Genomic DNA, 16,684 nt, shown 5'->3' on the forward strand with positions numbered 1-16,684 from the left:
CGCATTCAAGGCCCGATTCGAAAGTCGCCTCATCTCATGAACGAAGCCACAAGCGAGATACGAGAACCCGCCGCCGGTGGGTTGGATCCGGCGCGCTCTTTCCAGGGCCTCATTCTGACGCTTCAGAAATTCTGGGCCGCGCAAGGCTGCGTCATTCTGCAGCCTTATGACATGGAATGCGGCGCGGGCACGTTTCACCCCGCGACCACTTTGCGTTCGCTGGGACCGCGCCCCTGGAAGGCCGCCTATGTTCAGCCCTCGCGCCGCCCGAAGGACGGCCGCTATGGGCAGAACCCCAACCGGGTGCAATACTTTTATCAGTTTCAGGTGATCCTGAAGCCTTCGCCGTCAGATCTACAGGCGCTTTACCTCGCCTCGCTTGAAGCGATCGGCATAGATTTTCGGCTGCATGACATACGTTTCGTCGAGGATGATTGGGAGAGCCCGACGCTCGGCGCCTGGGGGCTTGGCTGGGAATGCTGGTGCGATGGCATGGAGGTGTCGCAATTCACCTATTTTCAGCAGGTCGCGGGCATTGAATGCGCGCCGGTCTCGGGCGAACTGACCTATGGGCTTGAGCGCCTCGCCTGCTATCTGCAGAACGTCGATCGCATCATGGATCTGAATTTCAACGGCCTCGAAGGGGCGGAAAAGATCACCTATGGCGATGTTTTCCTCCAGGCCGAGGAGGAATTCTCCCGCTATAATTTCGAAGCCGCGAATGTCGACGCCTTGCAGCAGCATTTCAGGGACGCCGAAGCCGAGTGCAAGGCGTTGCTGACGAAGGGAGACATGGGCGAGCGGCATCTGCTGGCGCTCCCCGCCTATGATCAATGCATCAAGGCCTCCCACCTGTTCAATTTGCTCGACGCCCGCGGGGTCATTTCGGTGACTGAACGGCAAAGCTATATTTTACGGGTGCGCGACCTCGCCAAGGCTTGCGGCGCGGCTTGGCTGAAGACCGGGGCTGGCGGCGCCTGACGACGCGTTCGGCGTGACGCCTGGTTGGGCGACAGGTCGAACAGATCGAACCAATTGTTCGGAATATGCTCTAGAGCTGCTTTCTGATTCCCTAGAAGGCAGCTCTAGTTTTTTACTTTATCGCATTTTCACAATGCGAACTTACGGCTTCTCGCAAAAACGCTCTGAACGACGCGTCGAGGATTAACGATGGCGGCCGCCATGCCAGCCCCCACCGCCCCCATGCCAGCCCCCACCGCCGCGCCAGCCACCGCCGCCGTGCCAACCTCCTCCATGCCAACCTCCAAATCCAACGCTGCGGCCAATATAGGCGCGGCCGCCGTAACCGGCGAATCGCGGGCCATGCCAGCCGCCGTAATGGCGATAGTAGGGCCGATAGGCGTAGTGACGATAATGGGGGCGCCAGCCATAATGGCGATAGTATGGACGGTAATAGCCGTAGTATGGACGGCTGTAATAGGGCCAGCCGTAATATCCGCTATAGTAAGGTCCGCCATAATAGCACGACCCGTAATAGGGGCCGCACCAGCTGCCGGTCGCCGCGATCGCCGGCAGCGCGAAAAGGCCCAGCGCCGCCCCCGCGAATGCCGCCCCAGGGTCCCAGCCGTAATGTCGATAGCGCCGGTAATGATGATGGTAATGGTGATGATGGCGACGCCCGCGCCAATAGTGCGCCTGCTCAATCTGTGTTTGGCGCGGCGCGATGAGGGTCGCGCTCGCCACGCTCATTGGACCGCCCCAGGCGGTCGCCGTGGCTGCGAGCAGAGCCGCGGCGGCAAATGCCGAACTTTTGATGATGTTCATGGCGCTCCTCCTTTCCCGCCGAACGCTGTCCTTGCTCAGCTCGTTCCGATTCGCCCAAAAAGTGATCGATTCTTCGTTTTGGCGCGGGGCGCAGCCGCCGATCATCGGCTCGGGCGCCTTTCGATCGGATGAGTCCATTTGACCGGGAAGGCGGCGTCCTAGACCATTCCTTCTGGGGCGGCCTGCGTTTATAGAAGGCGGCTCTTGCCCGCTTATTCCTGCAGCGGAATTCGCGCCCCGCGCTGAAACGAGACCATGCCCGACCTCCTCCTTGAACTTTTTTCCGAAGAAATTCCCGCCCGCATGCAGGCGCAGGCGGCGGAAGATTTGAAGCGCCTCGTCACCGACGCCTTGTGCGAACGCGGTCTTGGCTATGAAGGCGCGGCGAGTTTTGCGACGCCGCGACGTCTAGCCTTGCACATCGCCGGCCTGCCGGCGCGCCAGCCCGATACGCGCGAAGAAAAGAAGGGACCTCGCGTCGGCGCGCCCGACGCGGCCGTGCAGGGGTTCCTTAAGAGCGCCGGGCTGACCTCGTTGGATCAGGCTCGAATCGAAAAGGATCCCAAGAAGGGCGAATTTTACGTCGCCGTGATCGAGCGCGGCGGCCAGACGTGCCTTGATCTTCTCGCCGAAATCCTGCCCGGCGTCATCAAACGCTTCCCCTGGCCAAAGTCGATGCGCTGGGGAGCGGCTTCCACACGCGCCGATTCCTTGCGCTGGGTGCGCCCACTCCATGCGATCCTTGCGACCTTCGGCCCGGAGACCGAGGAGCCCGACCTCATCCCGTTTTCCGTCGATGGCGTCGCCTCCGGCAATTTCACCTTCGGCCACAGGTTCATGGCGCCGGATAAAATCAAGGTCCGGCGCTTCGACGATTACGTTCCGGCATTGGAAAAAGCCAAAGTCGTCCTCGATCCGGCGCGGCGGCGCGACATCATCCTTTTTGACGCACGGGACCTCGCCTTGGCGCACGGGCTCGAACTCGTCGAGGATGAGGCGCTTTTGCAGGAAGTCGCCGGCCTCGTCGAATGGCCCGTCGTCTTGATGGGCGAATTCGACGCGGCCTTTCTCGACATTCCGGAAGAAGTGATCCGCGCCACGATCCGCGCCAATCAGAAATGCTTCGTTTTGAAAGGCCCGCCGCGCGGCGGCCTCGCTAATCGATTTGTTCTGGTGGCGAATATCGAGGCGAGAGATGGTGGCGCGGTGATCGCCGCCGGAAATGCGCGGGTTGTCGGCGCGCGGCTGTCCGACGCCAAATTCTTTTGGGAGAGCGATCTTAAGGTCAAGCTCGAGGACCGCCTCGCCAAGCTCGATTCGATCGTCTTTCACGAAAAGCTCGGCAGTCAGGGCGAACGCGTCGAAAGATTGAGGCTGCTCGCGCGGGACGTCGCGCGAACCATTAAGGCCGATGTTGAACTCGCCGGCCGCGCGGCCCTCCTCGCCAAGGCCGATCTGACGTCTGAAATGGTCGGCGAATTCCCCGAATTGCAGGGGCTGATGGGGCGCTATTATGCGACCGCACAGGGCGAGGACCCAAGCGTCGCGCAGGCGCTCGAAGATCACTACAAGCCGCAAGGTCCGACCGATCGCGTTCCAGATGATCGGGTGGCGATCAGCGTCGCCCTCGCCGACAAGCTCGACACCCTGGTCGGCTTTTGGGCGATTGACGAAAAGCCGACTGGCAGCAAGGACCCCTATGCCCTCCGCCGGGCGGCGCTCGGCGTCATCGCGATTGTCCTTGAAAACAATTTGCGTCTGCCTTTGCGGCCTATTCTCGCGGCGGCTTTCGCCCATCATGCCGGGGTGAGCGAAGCCGTGCCGACGTTCGGCTTGCGCCGCATCCTCGACGAAGAGGCGAGCGAGGAGAGCGAACTCGCCGAACTGGTGCGGGGGGGCCTCTGGGCCTGGGAATTCTCCTTCGAGCCCGGCGCCAGTGCTTTTGCGGCGGCGCATCGCTATTTGGAGGCGCGCTTTTCCGGCGAGTCAGAGCCTCTCGAAGCGGATTTGCGGCAATTCGATCGTCTGTTCGCTCTGCTGAAGCCTTATGAGCGGCTGCATGAGCATTTTATCGCCCGCGGCGGCTTGGCCGAACCGCAAGCCGATCTCGACGCCGCCTTCCACAACGAGATGGAGGCCTTCCTCGCCGGACGAAGCATCTTATTCGATCAGCTCTTAGGTTTTTTCGCCGATCGGCTGAAAGTCTATTTGCGCGAGCGCGGGGCGCGGCACGATCTCATCGATGCGGTGTTCGCCTTGCCGGACCAGGACGATCTCCTGCTGATCGTGCGCCGGGTCGAGGCGCTCGGCAAATTCCTCGATGAGGAGGAAGGCGGCAATCTATTGGCTGGCTATCGCCGCGCCGCCAATATTTTGCGCGCTGAAGAGAAAAAGGACGGAGCAGGGGCCTTCGAGGGAAGGCCGGACCCCGCCTTGCTGCGCCAGGAGGAGGAAATCCGCCTTTGGAGCGGGATCCAAAGAATGTCCGCCGATGCGGGCGCGCATCTGGAATTGGCCCAAGCGCGGATCGGGCGCCCTGAATTTGCCGGCCAGACGCCGTTTGAAGACGCCATGGAATCCCTGTCCTCGCTGCGCGGGCCTGTCGACGCCTTTTTCGATAAGGTCACGGTGAATGCGGAGGACAAGGAGTTGCGGCTCAATCGGCTAAGGCTCCTCAACGAATTGCGCCAGGCCGTGCATAAGATCGCGGATTTCTCGAAAATCGCCGGATGATCGCCAAAATGACGCCGCCGCGCGGAACTCCCGCGCTGCGGGCGGCGTCTTTATGTTTTGTATAGGTTGCGTCTTTGCGCGCCCAATCGATCCTTTATGCCCATTCTGACACGCTCGCCGCCTCGGCCGCCTCATGCGGCCAGATGGAGAAAGCGATGAGACCACGATCTAGATCCCGGACTTCGCGCCTGATGAACCGCCCCGATCTCGTCTATGCCGCGCTCGTCGCCATGATCATTTGCATCGGCTTGATCGCACGCGGGATCGGGCTTTTGCCGCCACATTAGAGCGCTTTCAGATTCAGCGCAGCTCTAGCTACTTGTTTTTTTACAACATGATCTTCTTGAGAAGGCGGCGCCTTTTTGGGATCATGCTCTAAAGGGGACGATGTTGGACAATTTGCAAGGGACCGAAGACCCCTCCTCCAAAAAGGAGCCTCCTAATTTGATCGTTGGCCGCGATGGCCAGAATCATTGGGTCGTGGTCGAGACGCATGGTCGCTGCGGCGGCTTATTCGCCGATGAGGCGGCGGCGCTGCGCTATGCCCGGGAGGAGACCCGCGGTCATCCAGGCGCGGTGCGGATCGCGCCTTATGTTCTTGTCTTGAAGGTCAATATGGATGCGCCCATGCGCCTCCCGGCGCGTCGCTAGAGCGCTTTCAGATTCAGCGGAATCAGAAAGCAGCTCTAGGTCTTTGTTTTATCTCATTTTCTTAACGCGAACCGGCATCCACTTCGCTCGAAAATGCTCTAACCGATCTCGATCAAAAGCGGCTCCAGGCCCGCGATCGTCGCCTCGATCTTGTCTCCCTTGACCACCGGTCCGACGCCCGCCGGAGTTCCGGTGAAGATGAGATCGCCCGGCGCGATTTCGACGAGCCGCGAGAGATGGTGAACGATTTCCGGGACCCCCCAGATCATGTCGCCGAGATCGGCGCTCTGGCGCAACTCGCCATTGACCTTGCACTGGATTTTGCCCTTGGCGACGACGCCGGTGTACATTTCCGGCGTGATCGAGGAGCAGGGGGCGGAGAAGTCGAAGGCTTTGGCCATTTCCCACGGCCGGCCCTTTTGCTTCGCCGCGTTTTGAACGTCGCGTTTGGTCATGTCGAGCCCGACGGCATAGCCGAAAATCATGTCGTTGACTTTTTCGGGCGGTATATTCTTGCCGCCCATGTTCATCGCGACCACCAGTTCGACTTCGTGATGCAGATCGCTGGTGCCCGGCGGATAAGGCATGATTTCGCCGTTCTGAAGGATGGCGTCGGCGGGCTTCATGAAGAAAAAGGGCTCGTCGGTCTCCGGATTGCCGCCCATCTCCTTGGCGTGGTCCCGATAGTTCTGGCCGACGCAATAGATGCGCCGGACGGGAAAAGGCCGGGTCGACATCGACATGAGGGAGATGACCGGCGGCTCGGCGAAGGCGTAATCACCCATGGGTTCAGACCTCGGTTGAAATGGAGCGCGCGCGCGGGCGACGCGGCTGACCGCTGCTAAGCAAGCAACCTGCCAAGCTTGACCGATGTCGCGGCTGCAATTCGCGCCGCCGAAAGCGTTTGGTCCAGTCGGAGACGGACGTCACCGCTGCGACGCCCGCATGAGCGCGCCCTTGCATCGGTCCGAGAGCGATGGGCCATTGGCCCGCAAACAGCCGATTGCTCGGCCTTGGCCGAGTTGCACGCCAGCGCAGAGGGCTCGGAAATCGGCTCCGCAGGCATTGCGCAGGACCATCAATTCTTCGCGCGGCGACAACGGCGGAAAGGCCTGCGGCGGCGTTGCGGGTTTTGCCGGAGCCGGGGTGGGGGCCAGAGCCGCGGCCGGAGCGCTGGCTGCTCCGGTCGCAGTGGAGGAGGCGGCAGGAGAGGCGGGGGCGGGCGAGGCGGCCGCGGAAGGCGCCGCCGCCGTGGTTGCGGCCGGGGCGGGCGCGCCGCCGACGGCGTTGACCGCCGTCTTGCAGGCGGGCGAGAGATTGGCCGCGTTTTTCTGCAAGCAGGCAAGAGCAGCCGAGCCGCCCGGCGGAACGCTGGCGCAATTCGCGCGATAATCGCTCTGGCAAGCGGATCGGATCGCGCTGGTCTGGGCTGCGGTCGGCTGCTGGGCGAGGGCTGGTCCAAACGCCAGCGCCAATCCAAGCGAGGCTGCGAGAGCAAGAACATGCGCCGGGCCAGCGCTGATTGCTTTTTTCAACATCGTCGCGTTCCTCCTAAATTTTTCGCCCGGATAGACAAAGCAAAGGAATGCTGCGCCAGCCTGACCATTCAAATCATGCCGAGGACTTCATCCCAAGACTTCGTTGTTTCAAGACTTCGTTGTCTCAAGACCGCGTTCGTCGATCTTAGTCGACGTCGAGCGGTTCGGCGCCGCTGGGGCGCCCGTCCGGGCCCAAAGTGATCTTTTCGATCCTCTGTTCGGCGCTTTTCAGCAAATTCTCGCAATGTTTCTTCAAGGCCTCGCCGCGCGCATAGATCGCGATCGATTCCTCAAGCTCGACAGAGCCCTTTTCCAGCCGGTCGACGATTTCTTCGAGCTCCTTGATCGCGCGTTCGAAAGGCAGGGCGGCGACATCTTCGGGTTCTGGCAAGGCCGGGTCTTTCCTTCGTTAAGACAATCCCGCTTAGCGATAAGCCCGCGAGCGGCGGGGCGCCCGAGTTCGCCGTCGTAGGCGCGGTTTGCGATCAGCGCAACTCCAGCGCAAAGGGGACGCCCTCGTGACACTCGTCGCCGCGGCCGATTCTTTCGACGGCGGCGGCCATTCGGCCCTCGCGCCCGAGCATGGCGTCGGCGACGGCGACCAGCCGCGCATTGGGCGTCGCGGTCGGCGAATCGCGCCGGATCGCCTCGGCAATGTCGGTCTCGGCGCGATGCGGGTTCAAGGCGCATGCGGCGATGAAGGCCGCTGCTGTCGAGCGGCTGACGCCGGCCCAGCAATGGATCAGCATCGGGTCGGCGCGGTCCCATTGCCGCACGAAGGCCAGCAATTGCGCGACATGGGCGTCAGAGGGCAGGATATGGCCCTCTTCATGCGCGACAATATCGGAAACGGCGACCATAAGGTGCCGGTCGGGCGGAATTTCCGAGGGCCGCCGGACCGGCGTGCCCCGGTTGATCAGCGTGACGAGGGTTCGCGCGCCGGTCGAACGAACCGTCTCCGGAACTTTCGAGAGCGAGCAGACATGGATGCGCGCCATGGATCGATCCTTCAAAACCTTGCTCTCTGGCCGGCCGCCGCCTTTGCAAGCCGCGTCGCGGTCCGCGCCAGAGGCGTCTGGACGCCGAATGGCCTAATCCCGCCAACCCAGCCGGCTTGGCGTCGACTCATCCGATCCCTACCGTCATCGGGGATTTTCATGACAATTTGGATGGCCTCACGGACAATCCCCGTGCAAATTTTCGCGAACCTGGCCGCTGAGCCGTTCGAGCTCCGCCAGGAAGCGGGTTTCGGCCAGCGCCGGCGCCCAGGGCTCCCAGGCGGTTCCGCCATAGACATCGAGCAAAGGGTCCGCCGCCAAAGGCTCATAGGGAATCCGCAACGTATTGCTCACTTCCTTTTCGGTCCAGCCGACGACATGAACGGCTTCCGAGGCGGCGGCGATGCGATCGGCCCGCTTATGCGCCTTCTTTTCGCGAGCGGTCCAGGGGGCCAAGCCATAGCGAAGGGCCACGGCGCTCTCCAATTTGGCGGTGAGGGTGCGATAGGCCTCGCCGAGGAATGGCTTCAGCACCGAGATGCAATCGAATCCGAGCAGCCCCTCGTCGGCGTCATGGAGCAACTCGCGCAGTTCGGCCCTGGCGTCCGCGCGCTTGGGAAATGAAAGCCGATGCAAGGCCAGAACAAGAAGCGAATGCTGGGCGACCGAGAGCGGCAGGGCCCAGGCTGAATGTCCGCCCCAGCGATAGGTTCGCGCGAGCCCGATCGCAAGGTCGCGGTCTTCCCAGTCGAATGGCGTCGGATCGAGCAGATCGAGCCGCTTGCCGGAGTAAAGCCGAACCCAGGCCCGCGTCTTGATCGCGCCGGGCTCGCGGCCGGTTGCGTTTTCGAAGACCATATCGGTTTTCTAGATCATTTCGGCGGGAGGGGAAACAGCGGTCAGAGCGCTTTCGCCGGCCAAGGGGCCAAACAGGGCGGGCCCGAGCGCACCGTTAAATCATTACAGTACCGCTCGCCCCAGCTTGCGGCACGCCGATTGCTTAAACACTGCGACAGCGCAGGCGGCTGGTTCCGCCGCGCGGCTTTTCAGAGATCATTCCAGAGATCATTCGAATTGGAGAGACAAGGATGAACCTTCAGATCGATCGATCCCATATTGAGGCCATGGTGGCCGAATTCCCGAACCTGGCGCCGCTCAAGGAGCAGCTTCGGTTCGGCAACAAGGTCGAGGCGCCTTTCCATCAATTGTCGGCTTCCGAACTCGCCTTCCTGCAGAAGCTCTATGAAGACGGCGGGCTGGACTACAAAACCAAGGCGGCGCATCTTTCGACGCTGCGCAAGGCGCTTTCCAGCGGCGGCGAGCGGTTCGGCGCGGAGGATCTCGAAAATGTCGTCCCGGCGATCGCTCGCTACCTGGCCAAGGACGGCATAAGGGGTTGGCTGTTCACCGCCAATGTCACCAATAGGCCGCTGCCCTATGTGCTGACGCGGCTTGACTTCACGCCGCCGGCCGAGGATGCGGCGGGCAAGATTTTCCTGGAGCTGAAGGCCAATGTCAAAGGCTCGGTGACGACGCAGGTTCTGCGCATTTCCTCGACCGATATCATCGGCAGGACGGTTGGCGAAATCTTCGCCATGAAAGGGTTCCTCAAGGAGACCCCGGAACTCATCGAGGAATATGACAGAACAGTCGAAAAATATTTCGATTGGCGGGCGCAATATGGCGCGCAGTTTTCCGCCAAAGGCACCGGCTTTTACGCCGACGATCCGAATTCGACGCATCGCGATACGGATTGGACCCGCAAGGATGTCGTCGTCCTCTCAACCAGCGGCGGCCCCGCCCGGCTGGTGAATGATGAAGGCGTTTTGACCGCCCGCACCCTGACGATGGATGCGACCGGCGACATCCTTGGCCAATATCTCAAGAAAGCCGCCAAGAGCGATCGCTACAGCGCCGAGGACGAGGTCGAGGAATCGCAAAAAGAGATCCCCAAGGGTCTCTTCACCCAATTGCCGGTCCACGCCTATGTCCTGATGTTCCACCTCGAATTGCACCATTACATCTGGGTCCATGTCGATGACATGGAGCTCTATGAGTATCAACCGCAATTGAAGGAAAAGCTGGTCCTGCCGCAGGAGCAGACCGATCTCATCGACATTCTGACGGCGGAAATGGACGTCCTCATGGATGACATCGTCGCCGGCAAGTCCGGCGGCACCACGGTGCTTTGCGCCGGGCCGGCGGGCGTCGGCAAGACTCTGACCGCCGAAGTCTATTCGGAAATCATCCGGCGCCCGCTTTACCGGGTTCACTCAGGCCAGCTCGGTCTCAATGTCGCCCAGATGGAGCAGGCCTTGAAAGACGTCCTGACGCGGGCGCAGCGCTGGGGCGCGGTCATGCTGATCGACGAGGCCGACGTCTACATCAAGAAGCGCGACGACAATATCGCGACCAACGCGGTCGTCGGCGTGTTCTTGCGCGTGCTTGAATATTTCAACGGGCTCTTGTTCATGACCACCAACCGCGTGGACGACATCGACGAAGCCATCGTTTCGCGCTGCATTGCGATGATCAAATTCCATCCGCCGACCGCCGACGCGCGGCGCCGGATCTGGGAGGTGATGACGCAGCAATTCGCTTTGCCCGTCGAGGAAAAGTTGAAGGACGATCTGGTTCACATGTTCCCGGCGGCGACCGGGCGCGACATCAAGGGCCTGACCAAGCTCACCGCGAAATTCTGCAATCAGAAGAATGTGCCGCCGACGGCGGAGGTCTTTATCCGCTGTTCGGTTTTCCGCGGCCTCGATCTGGCCCATCCCGCCGAAGCGCCGATCGCGGCGGCGGCGGAATGAGCTGGGACCCTCATGCCGAATGCGCGGCGCATTCGGCATGACGCCAGCAGGTTGTGAGATGGTCGTTGACCATGCCGGTCGCCTGGCAAAAGGCGTAGACGATGGTCGGGCCGCAGAAATTGAACCCTTTGCTTTTCAGATCCTTCGACATCCGAACCGAAAGCGCGGTCTGCGCCGGGACTTCGCTGGAGCTGCGATACATGTTCTGGACGCTCCGTCCATCGAAGAAATTCCAGAGGTAATTTGCAAAGCCTTCGCCTTCTTGGATCTTGAGCCACGCCTGGGCGGAAACAACCGCGCTTTCGATCTTGGCGCGATTTCGGACAATGCCGGCGTCCTGCATCAAGGCCGCGACTTTGGAGGCGTCATAGCGGGCGATCTTTTCCGGTTCGAAGCGATCGAAGGCGGCGCGAAAGGCTTCGCGTTTGCGCAGAATAGTGATCCACGAGAGCCCGGCCTGGAAACCGTCGAGGATCAGCTTTTCATAGAGCGCCCGGTCGTCGCGTTCGGGCACGCCCCATTCCTCGTCATGATAGGCGAGGTAGAGGGGATCGCTCCCCGGCCAAGTGCAGCGGGGCTTCTTGTCGGCGTGGAGTAAAGAGTTCGCGTCTTGCATCATTCAATGGACGGGCGCGACAGCGTCGACCGACCCTTTGGCGGCGCTCCAATGGCTGCAAGTTGATAAACCTTTAGAGCCGCTTTTCAACCCCTGCGGCGGTTTCGATGAATTCCGGCGGCACCGTCACATCCACGGAGACGCCTCCGGCCTGCACCGCCGCCCCGGCCGCCTTGGCGTCTTCGAGACGGTCGAGCCGCAGGGAGGCGAGCCCCTCCGAGCCGGCGGTCGAGCCGACCTGGCCTATCGTGATTTCACCGGCCATGATCTGAGCGCCTTGGTCGGGCGTCGGACCGTTGAAATGGATCTTCACGATCCGCTTGCGCGCGGAATTGCGGAAATGGACGCGGGCGACGACCTCCTGGCCGACATAGCAGCCCTTTTTGAAATCGACGCCATTCAGCCGGTCGAGATTGGCGTCATGGACGAATGTATCGCCATAGACGAAATCGACGCCGCCTTTCGGCACGCCTTGGGCGACCCGATGGGCCTCATAGCTCGCTTCGTCCGAGCCGAGACCGGCGAGGCTCGCGCGCGACGCGATGACCCGCAGGCCCATGTCGGGCGCCCGCATGTCGCGATAGACCACGCCATCGATGCCGGTCGGCGCGCCGTCGCCCCAAAACGCGGCGACGCCAAAGGCCTCGGATTGATCCTCGATGGTGATTTTCGCCCGCATCTTATGAAAATTGAGCCGCTTGGCGAGATCGGCGGACTGCTCGCGAAGGCAATCCACCAGATAGCCGGCGTCCGGCCCTTCCGGCAGGGGAACGACAAAAAAGTCGAACATCAGCTTGCCCTGGGCCGTCAGGAGGCCCGAATAGCGGCTTTCGCCAAGGGCGATGTTCAGCACGCTATTGGTGACAAGCTTGTGCAGAAAATTCGTCGCGTCGCCGCCAGCCAGCTTGAGGACGCCGCGATCGCTGAGAAATGCGCTGTTTGCCATCGAAGATCCTCGACTCCTGTCCTGCCGCACTTGTATTAATCCGCTCGCGAGGGAGCGCAAGGCGCTTGCGCCCTGGATCCGAAAGCCGCTCCAGGACATTTGTTTTGTCGCGTTTTCTTCTCGCCGGACCGGCTCCATTTCGTCGGAACTGCTGCCGTCGCCAAATCTCAAGCAATGGATGGGCCAATGCCGCAAACCTTCGATCTGCTTTTGAAGGGCGGCGTCGTTGTCGACCACAATGGCATAGGAGCCCGAGATATAGGGATCAGGGACGGAAAAATCGCTGAAATCGGCGATTTGGCCCGCGCCAGCGCCGGCGAGGCGATCGAGGCCGCAGGCCTCACCATCCTGCCGGGCGTCATCGATACGCAGGTGCATTTCCGCGAGCCCGGCCTGACCCATAAGGAGGATTTGGAGACCGGCTCCCGCGCGGCTGTTCTTGGCGGCGTCACGGCGGTTTTCGAAATGCCCAACACCAATCCACTGACCGTGAGCGCCGAAGCGCTGGCCGACAAAGTGGCGCGGGCGCGCCATCGGATGCATTGCGATTTCGCCTTCTGGGTCGGCGGCGCCGCCGACAATCCGCGCGATATTCCAGAGCTCGAGCGGCTGCCGGGGGTGGCCGGAATCAAGGTGTTCATGGGGTCCTCGACGGGATCGCTGCTGGTCGAGGACGATGCCGGAATCGCCAATATCTTGAGCCAGACCCGAAGGCGCGCCGCCTTCCATTGTGAGGATGAGCCGCGCCTGAACGCGCGCAAGCCCTTGCGGATTTCGGGCGATCCGTCGTCGCATCCGATCTGGCGCGATGAGGCCTCGGCGCTTCAGGCGACGCAGCGTCTGATCCGCATCGCCCGCCAATGCCGCGCCTTGGTGCATGTGCTGCATGTGTCCAGCGCCGAGGAGATCGATTTTCTAAAAAATCATAAGGATATCGCAAGCGTCGAGGCGACGACCCATCATCTGACCTTTAGCGCCGACGATTACGCCCGGCTGGGAACAAAATTGCAGATGAATCCGCCGGTGCGCGACGCCCGCCACCGCGACAGCCTCTGGTATGGAGTGGGCCAAAGCATCGTCGATATTTTGGGCTCCGATCATGCGCCCCATACGCTTGAAGAAAAGGCCAGGCCCTATCCGCAAAGTCCCTCCGGCATGACCGGCGTGCAGACGTTGGTTCCAGTGATGCTCGATCATGTGAATGCGGGGCGGCTCAGCCTCGGCCGCTTCATTGATCTGACCAGCGCCGGTCCCGCGCGGCTGTTTGGCGTCGCCGGAAAGGGCCGCATCGCCGTGGGCTATGACGCCGATTTGACCCTCGTGGATATGAAGCGGCGCCAGACCATCGAGGATGGCTGGATCGCCTCGCGCTGCGGCTGGACGCCCTATGCCGGGCGGGAGGTCTTGGGCTGGCCGGTGGGGACGATTGTTCGCGGCGCGCGGGTCTGCTGGGAGGGCGAGATCGCGGCCCCGTCGCGCGGCGAGCCGGTGCGCTTCGGTCAAGCCTTGTAAGGGAGCAGGGTCACAGCGTCTTCAGGAAACCGGCGAAGCGCATCAGGCCTTCGGGCCAGGGGCCATGGCCGCTTTCTATATTGATATGGCCCGAATGGCCGGCGTCGACGAGCTCCGCGCCAAGGGCGCGGGCAAGGGCTTCGCTTTCGGCATAAGGCGCGAAGGGATCGTTGCGGCTGGCGATCACGAGGGAGGGGAAGGGCAGCGGTTCGAGCGGAAGCGCGGCGAAAGCCGGGTCGACGGCTTCTATCCCGGCGATGACCTCCCTGGACGCCGGCGCGACGAGAAAGGCGCCCTTGACCTTGCCGGCCAAAAACGGCGCGGCATGCGCGGCGGCGAGGGCGCCGAGACTATGCGCGACGAGGATCACCGGGCGCTCGGCGCGCTCAGCCGCTTCGATGATGCGCTGGAGCCAGGCCTCCCGTTCGGGCCGGTCCCAGTCGGCTTGAACGACGCGGCGCGCGGTCGGGAGCTTGGCGTCCCACCGGCTCTGCCAATGATCGGGTCCCGAGCCGCCAAGCCCGGGTATGATGAGAATATCCGCGTCGGATGTGCGCATCGGCAAGGCTCAGGGGAGGGCGCGTTCAGGCCGCGGCCGGCGCGGCGAGCTCATGCGCGAGCGCCTCGAGGAATTTGCTGTAGAGGCCGGTTTCGACCGCCTCGAATTCCCGCGACCTCGTGACGAAATCCGGGTCGCCGGCGTGGAGCGAGGCTTCGACGTCGGTGAGATGCTTGGCTTCCTCGGCGAGCAGTCCGTCGAGCTTGCGGGCAACCTCGGAATCGCCAAGCGCGGTCTTGTAGGCGCCATAGACCTGCAGCGCGCGGCGCTCGACGAGCCAGGTTACATAGCAATAGACGAGCGCTGCGCGCTCGGCCTCGGAGCGATCCAGGAAAGCTTCCTCGCAGGCGCCGTCGAGATCCTGAAAATAGGCTTCGGCCTCCTCCCCGCACAGCAGGGCTTTGGGCGCGTAGGAATCAAACTGCGGACCGCCCAGTTTCACCGCGAGCTTTTTCAGGCCCAGCGCATGGCGGCCTTCCTCGAGCGCGTGGGTGAGGATCGCGGCGTTCAAGGCCTCGGCCCTTTGGCTTTTCACGATCTTGCGGAATCCGACATATTCCAGGAACGAGAAGGTGTTCAGCCACCTTGCGTGTAGGAGCGGGTCGGCGACGATGGCGCCGATCGAGGCATCGAGGCGATCTTCCGCCTGTCGATCTTGAATTTGCCGATCTTGAACTTGCATGGGCAATTCTTTCTTCTGTGTTGTGCTCTTGCGCGCCGAGGTCCTAGGAAAGCCGCGCTTGGCCACGTTTGACCGTTCGTCGCAGCCTCTCAGGCTGGAGCTAAGCAGCGGATCGCTTTTCGGCGGAAGCCGCCGCTTCGAATGCGCGTCGTCTATCGCATTCTATACAGGATGAGGAAAACCGCGACGCCGACAACCCACCATATGATCGGCATGATGCTCAGCGTGTCGGTATTCATGGGTCATTCCTCCTAAGCAGGCTATGCCAAGGAGGCGTCGGGTTGCGACCCCCCTTTTTCCAGCGTCGGCAATCTCGTCTAAAGTGTTGTCAGATATAGACCCCTAGTTTCAATCACGCTTCACAATGCGAACCGGTTTCCGCTTCGCTCGAAAATGCTGGGCGCCGCTCAGTCCGCGTTATTTTCTCCCGAATTGGCCGCGGCCTCGATGCTTAGCCGAAAACGCGGGCGAATATGACATCGACATTTTTCAGATGATAGCCGAGATCGAACAGATCATCGAGCTCCGCCGCGCTCAGCGCTAGGCTTACGTCCTTGTCGTTTTTCAGGAGCGTCAGAAAATCGCCTTCGCCGCGCCAGACCGGCATGGCGTTGCGCTGGACGAAGCCATAGGCGTCCTCGCGGCTGACGCCCTTCTGGGTCAGGGCGAGGAGGACCCGCTGCGAATGGATGAGGCCGCCGAGCCGATCCAGATTTTTCCGCATATTGGCCGGATAGACGAGCAGCTTGTCGATGACATTGGTGAGGCGGTTCAGCGCGAAATCCAGCGTGATCGTCGCATCGGGCGCGATCATCCGCTCGACCGAGGAATGGGATATGTCGCGCTCGTGCCAGAGCGCGACATTTTCCATCGCCGGCAGCGCCATGCCGCGCACGAGACGGGCGAGGCCGGTCACGTTTTCGGTCAAGACCGGATTGCGCTTATGCGGCATGGCCGAAGAGCCTTTCTGCCCTTCGGAAAAAAACTCCTCAACCTCCAAAACTTCGCTGCGCTGCAAATGCCGGATCTCGGTCGCGAGCCGCTCCATCGAGGAGGCGATGACGCCAAGCGTCGCGAAGAACATGGCATGCCGATCGCGCGGAATAACTTGCGTCGAGACGGGCTCCACCGCGAGGCCGAGTTTTGCCGCGACATGGGCTTCGACGCGGGGATCGATATTGGCGAAGGTGCCGACGGCGCCCGAAATCGCGCAGGTCGCGATCTCCTTGCGGGCATTGACGAGCCGTTCGCGGGCGCGGGAAAACTCCGCATAGGCTCCCGCGAGCTTCAGCCCGAAGGTCACCGGCTCGGCGTGAATCCCATGCGAGCGGCCGATCGCCGGCGTCAGTCTGTGTTCGAAGGCGCGGCGCTTCAGGGCCGCGAGCAAGGCGTCGATGTCGTTGAGGAGAATGTCGGAGGCGCGCGCGAGCTGCACCGCAAAACAGGTGTCGAGCACATCGGAGGAGGTCATGCCCTGATGCACGAAACGGGCGTCCTCGCCGATGAATTCAGCGAGATGAGTCAAGAAGGCGATGACGTCATGTTTGGTGACTTTTTCGATTTCGTCGATTCGCGCGACGTCGAAGGCGACATGGCCGGCCTTGGCCCAGATCGCCTCCGCCGATTTTTTTGGGATGACGCCGATTTCGGCGAGCGCGTCGCAGGCATGGGCCTCGATCTCGAACCAGATCCGAAACCTGGTTTGCGCCTCCCAGACGGCGGTCATTTCGGGACGGGAATAGCGCGGGATCATGGCCTTGAGCTTTCGGGTTGGGAGCGGGCAGGCCTAACACGCGGCTACGAGGCCGGCAAAGGGATCAGCCGCAGGAGCAGGGCCAAAGAGGCTTTTTG

At 62.0% G+C, this 16,684-nt stretch carries 17 protein-coding genes; 6 read left to right on the forward strand and 11 right to left on the reverse strand.

All coding sequences use genetic code 11. The annotated features are described in order from the left end of the window. Positions 1 to 36 precede the first annotated feature (36 nt). Positions 37 to 981 (forward strand): glycine--tRNA ligase subunit alpha, encoded by a 945-nt coding sequence (locus DL86_RS05965; protein ID WP_051952802.1) that lies wholly within the window; start codon positions 37 to 39, stop codon positions 979 to 981. Positions 982 to 1,164: 183 nt separating this feature from the next. Here the strand turns inward: DL86_RS05965 and DL86_RS19680 are convergent, their stop codons facing one another. Further along, positions 1,165 to 1,785 carry a hypothetical protein gene (locus tag DL86_RS19680; RefSeq protein WP_156964501.1) on the reverse strand — a complete coding sequence of 207 codons (621 nt, stop codon included), beginning with the start codon at positions 1,783 to 1,785 and terminating at the stop codon, positions 1,165 to 1,167. Positions 1,786 to 2,040: 255 nt separating this feature from the next. On the opposite strand from DL86_RS19680, the gene glyS reads away from it, so the two are divergent. The 3 genes from glyS to DL86_RS05980 all read left to right on the forward strand — a co-directional run bounded on the left by glyS (position 2,041) and on the right by DL86_RS05980 (position 5,169). Beyond that, positions 2,041 to 4,518 carry a glycine--tRNA ligase subunit beta gene (gene glyS / locus DL86_RS05975; RefSeq protein WP_036259321.1) on the forward strand — a complete coding sequence of 826 codons (2,478 nt, stop codon included), beginning with the start codon at positions 2,041 to 2,043 and terminating at the stop codon, positions 4,516 to 4,518. A 155-nt stretch (positions 4,519 to 4,673) separates the two neighbouring features. Further along, the gene (locus DL86_RS20700; protein WP_280948986.1) at positions 4,674 to 4,805 is read left to right on the forward strand and encodes a hypothetical protein; all 132 of its coding nucleotides are present in this window, start codon (positions 4,674 to 4,676) and stop codon (positions 4,803 to 4,805) included. A gap of 157 nt (positions 4,806 to 4,962) precedes the next feature. Then, complete coding sequence (locus tag DL86_RS05980) at positions 4,963 to 5,169, forward strand: hypothetical protein (protein WP_202899169.1); 207 nt, start codon at positions 4,963 to 4,965, stop codon at positions 5,167 to 5,169. Between the two features lie 98 nt (positions 5,170 to 5,267). Here DL86_RS05980 and DL86_RS05985 read toward each other — a convergent pair whose 3' ends face one another. The 5 genes from DL86_RS05985 to DL86_RS06005 all read right to left on the reverse strand — a co-directional run bounded on the left by DL86_RS05985 (position 5,268) and on the right by DL86_RS06005 (position 8,563). Beyond that, complete coding sequence (locus DL86_RS05985) at positions 5,268 to 5,954, reverse strand: fumarylacetoacetate hydrolase family protein (RefSeq protein ID WP_036259323.1); 687 nt, start codon at positions 5,952 to 5,954, stop codon at positions 5,268 to 5,270. A gap of 141 nt (positions 5,955 to 6,095) precedes the next feature. Next, complete coding sequence (locus tag DL86_RS19685; RefSeq protein WP_036259326.1) at positions 6,096 to 6,707, reverse strand: hypothetical protein; 612 nt, start codon at positions 6,705 to 6,707, stop codon at positions 6,096 to 6,098. Between the two features lie 145 nt (positions 6,708 to 6,852). Continuing rightward, positions 6,853 to 7,098 carry an exodeoxyribonuclease VII small subunit gene (locus tag DL86_RS05995; protein WP_036259328.1) on the reverse strand — a complete coding sequence of 82 codons (246 nt, stop codon included), beginning with the start codon at positions 7,096 to 7,098 and terminating at the stop codon, positions 6,853 to 6,855. 94 nt (positions 7,099 to 7,192) lie between these two features. After that, positions 7,193 to 7,705 carry a tyrosine phosphatase family protein gene (locus tag DL86_RS06000; RefSeq protein WP_036259330.1) on the reverse strand — a complete coding sequence of 171 codons (513 nt, stop codon included), beginning with the start codon at positions 7,703 to 7,705 and terminating at the stop codon, positions 7,193 to 7,195. A 177-nt stretch (positions 7,706 to 7,882) separates the two neighbouring features. Then, positions 7,883 to 8,563, reverse strand: coding sequence for a phosphohydrolase (locus DL86_RS06005; RefSeq protein ID WP_051952808.1), 681 nt, complete (start codon positions 8,561 to 8,563; stop codon positions 7,883 to 7,885). Between the two features lie 230 nt (positions 8,564 to 8,793). Here DL86_RS06005 and DL86_RS06010 point away from each other — a divergent pair, with 230 nt between their 5' ends. Next, entirely contained in the window at positions 8,794 to 10,518 is a 1,725-nt protein-coding gene (locus DL86_RS06010) for an ATP-binding protein (RefSeq protein ID WP_036259332.1), read from the forward strand. 10 nt (positions 10,519 to 10,528) lie between these two features. Here the strand turns inward: DL86_RS06010 and DL86_RS06015 are convergent, their stop codons facing one another. Beyond that, entirely contained in the window at positions 10,529 to 11,137 is a 609-nt protein-coding gene (locus DL86_RS06015) for a DNA-3-methyladenine glycosylase I (protein WP_245276266.1), read from the reverse strand. 70 nt (positions 11,138 to 11,207) lie between these two features. Continuing rightward, complete coding sequence (ygfZ, locus tag DL86_RS06020) at positions 11,208 to 12,080, reverse strand: CAF17-like 4Fe-4S cluster assembly/insertion protein YgfZ (protein WP_036259556.1); 873 nt, start codon at positions 12,078 to 12,080, stop codon at positions 11,208 to 11,210. A 186-nt stretch (positions 12,081 to 12,266) separates the two neighbouring features. Between ygfZ and DL86_RS06025 the strand changes: the two genes are divergently transcribed. After that, complete coding sequence (locus DL86_RS06025; RefSeq protein ID WP_036259558.1) at positions 12,267 to 13,592, forward strand: dihydroorotase; 1,326 nt, start codon at positions 12,267 to 12,269, stop codon at positions 13,590 to 13,592. Positions 13,593 to 13,602: 10 nt separating this feature from the next. Here the strand turns inward: DL86_RS06025 and DL86_RS06030 are convergent, their stop codons facing one another. The 3 genes from DL86_RS06030 to purB form a co-directional block, all read right to left on the reverse strand. Continuing rightward, a complete protein-coding gene (locus DL86_RS06030) occupies positions 13,603 to 14,151 on the reverse strand; it encodes an RBBP9/YdeN family alpha/beta hydrolase (protein WP_036259334.1) in 549 nt (182 codons plus the stop codon). Between the two features lie 25 nt (positions 14,152 to 14,176). Further along, positions 14,177 to 14,833 (reverse strand): ferritin-like domain-containing protein, encoded by a 657-nt coding sequence (locus DL86_RS06035; RefSeq protein ID WP_051952810.1) that lies wholly within the window; start codon positions 14,831 to 14,833, stop codon positions 14,177 to 14,179. A gap of 451 nt (positions 14,834 to 15,284) precedes the next feature. Beyond that, entirely contained in the window at positions 15,285 to 16,586 is a 1,302-nt protein-coding gene (gene purB, locus DL86_RS06040; RefSeq protein ID WP_036259337.1) for an adenylosuccinate lyase, read from the reverse strand. Positions 16,587 to 16,684 lie beyond the last annotated feature (98 nt).

The sequence above is a fragment of the Methylocapsa aurea genome (genome assembly GCF_000746085.1).
Classification (GTDB): Bacteria; Pseudomonadota; Alphaproteobacteria; order Rhizobiales; family Beijerinckiaceae; genus Methylocapsa; species Methylocapsa aurea.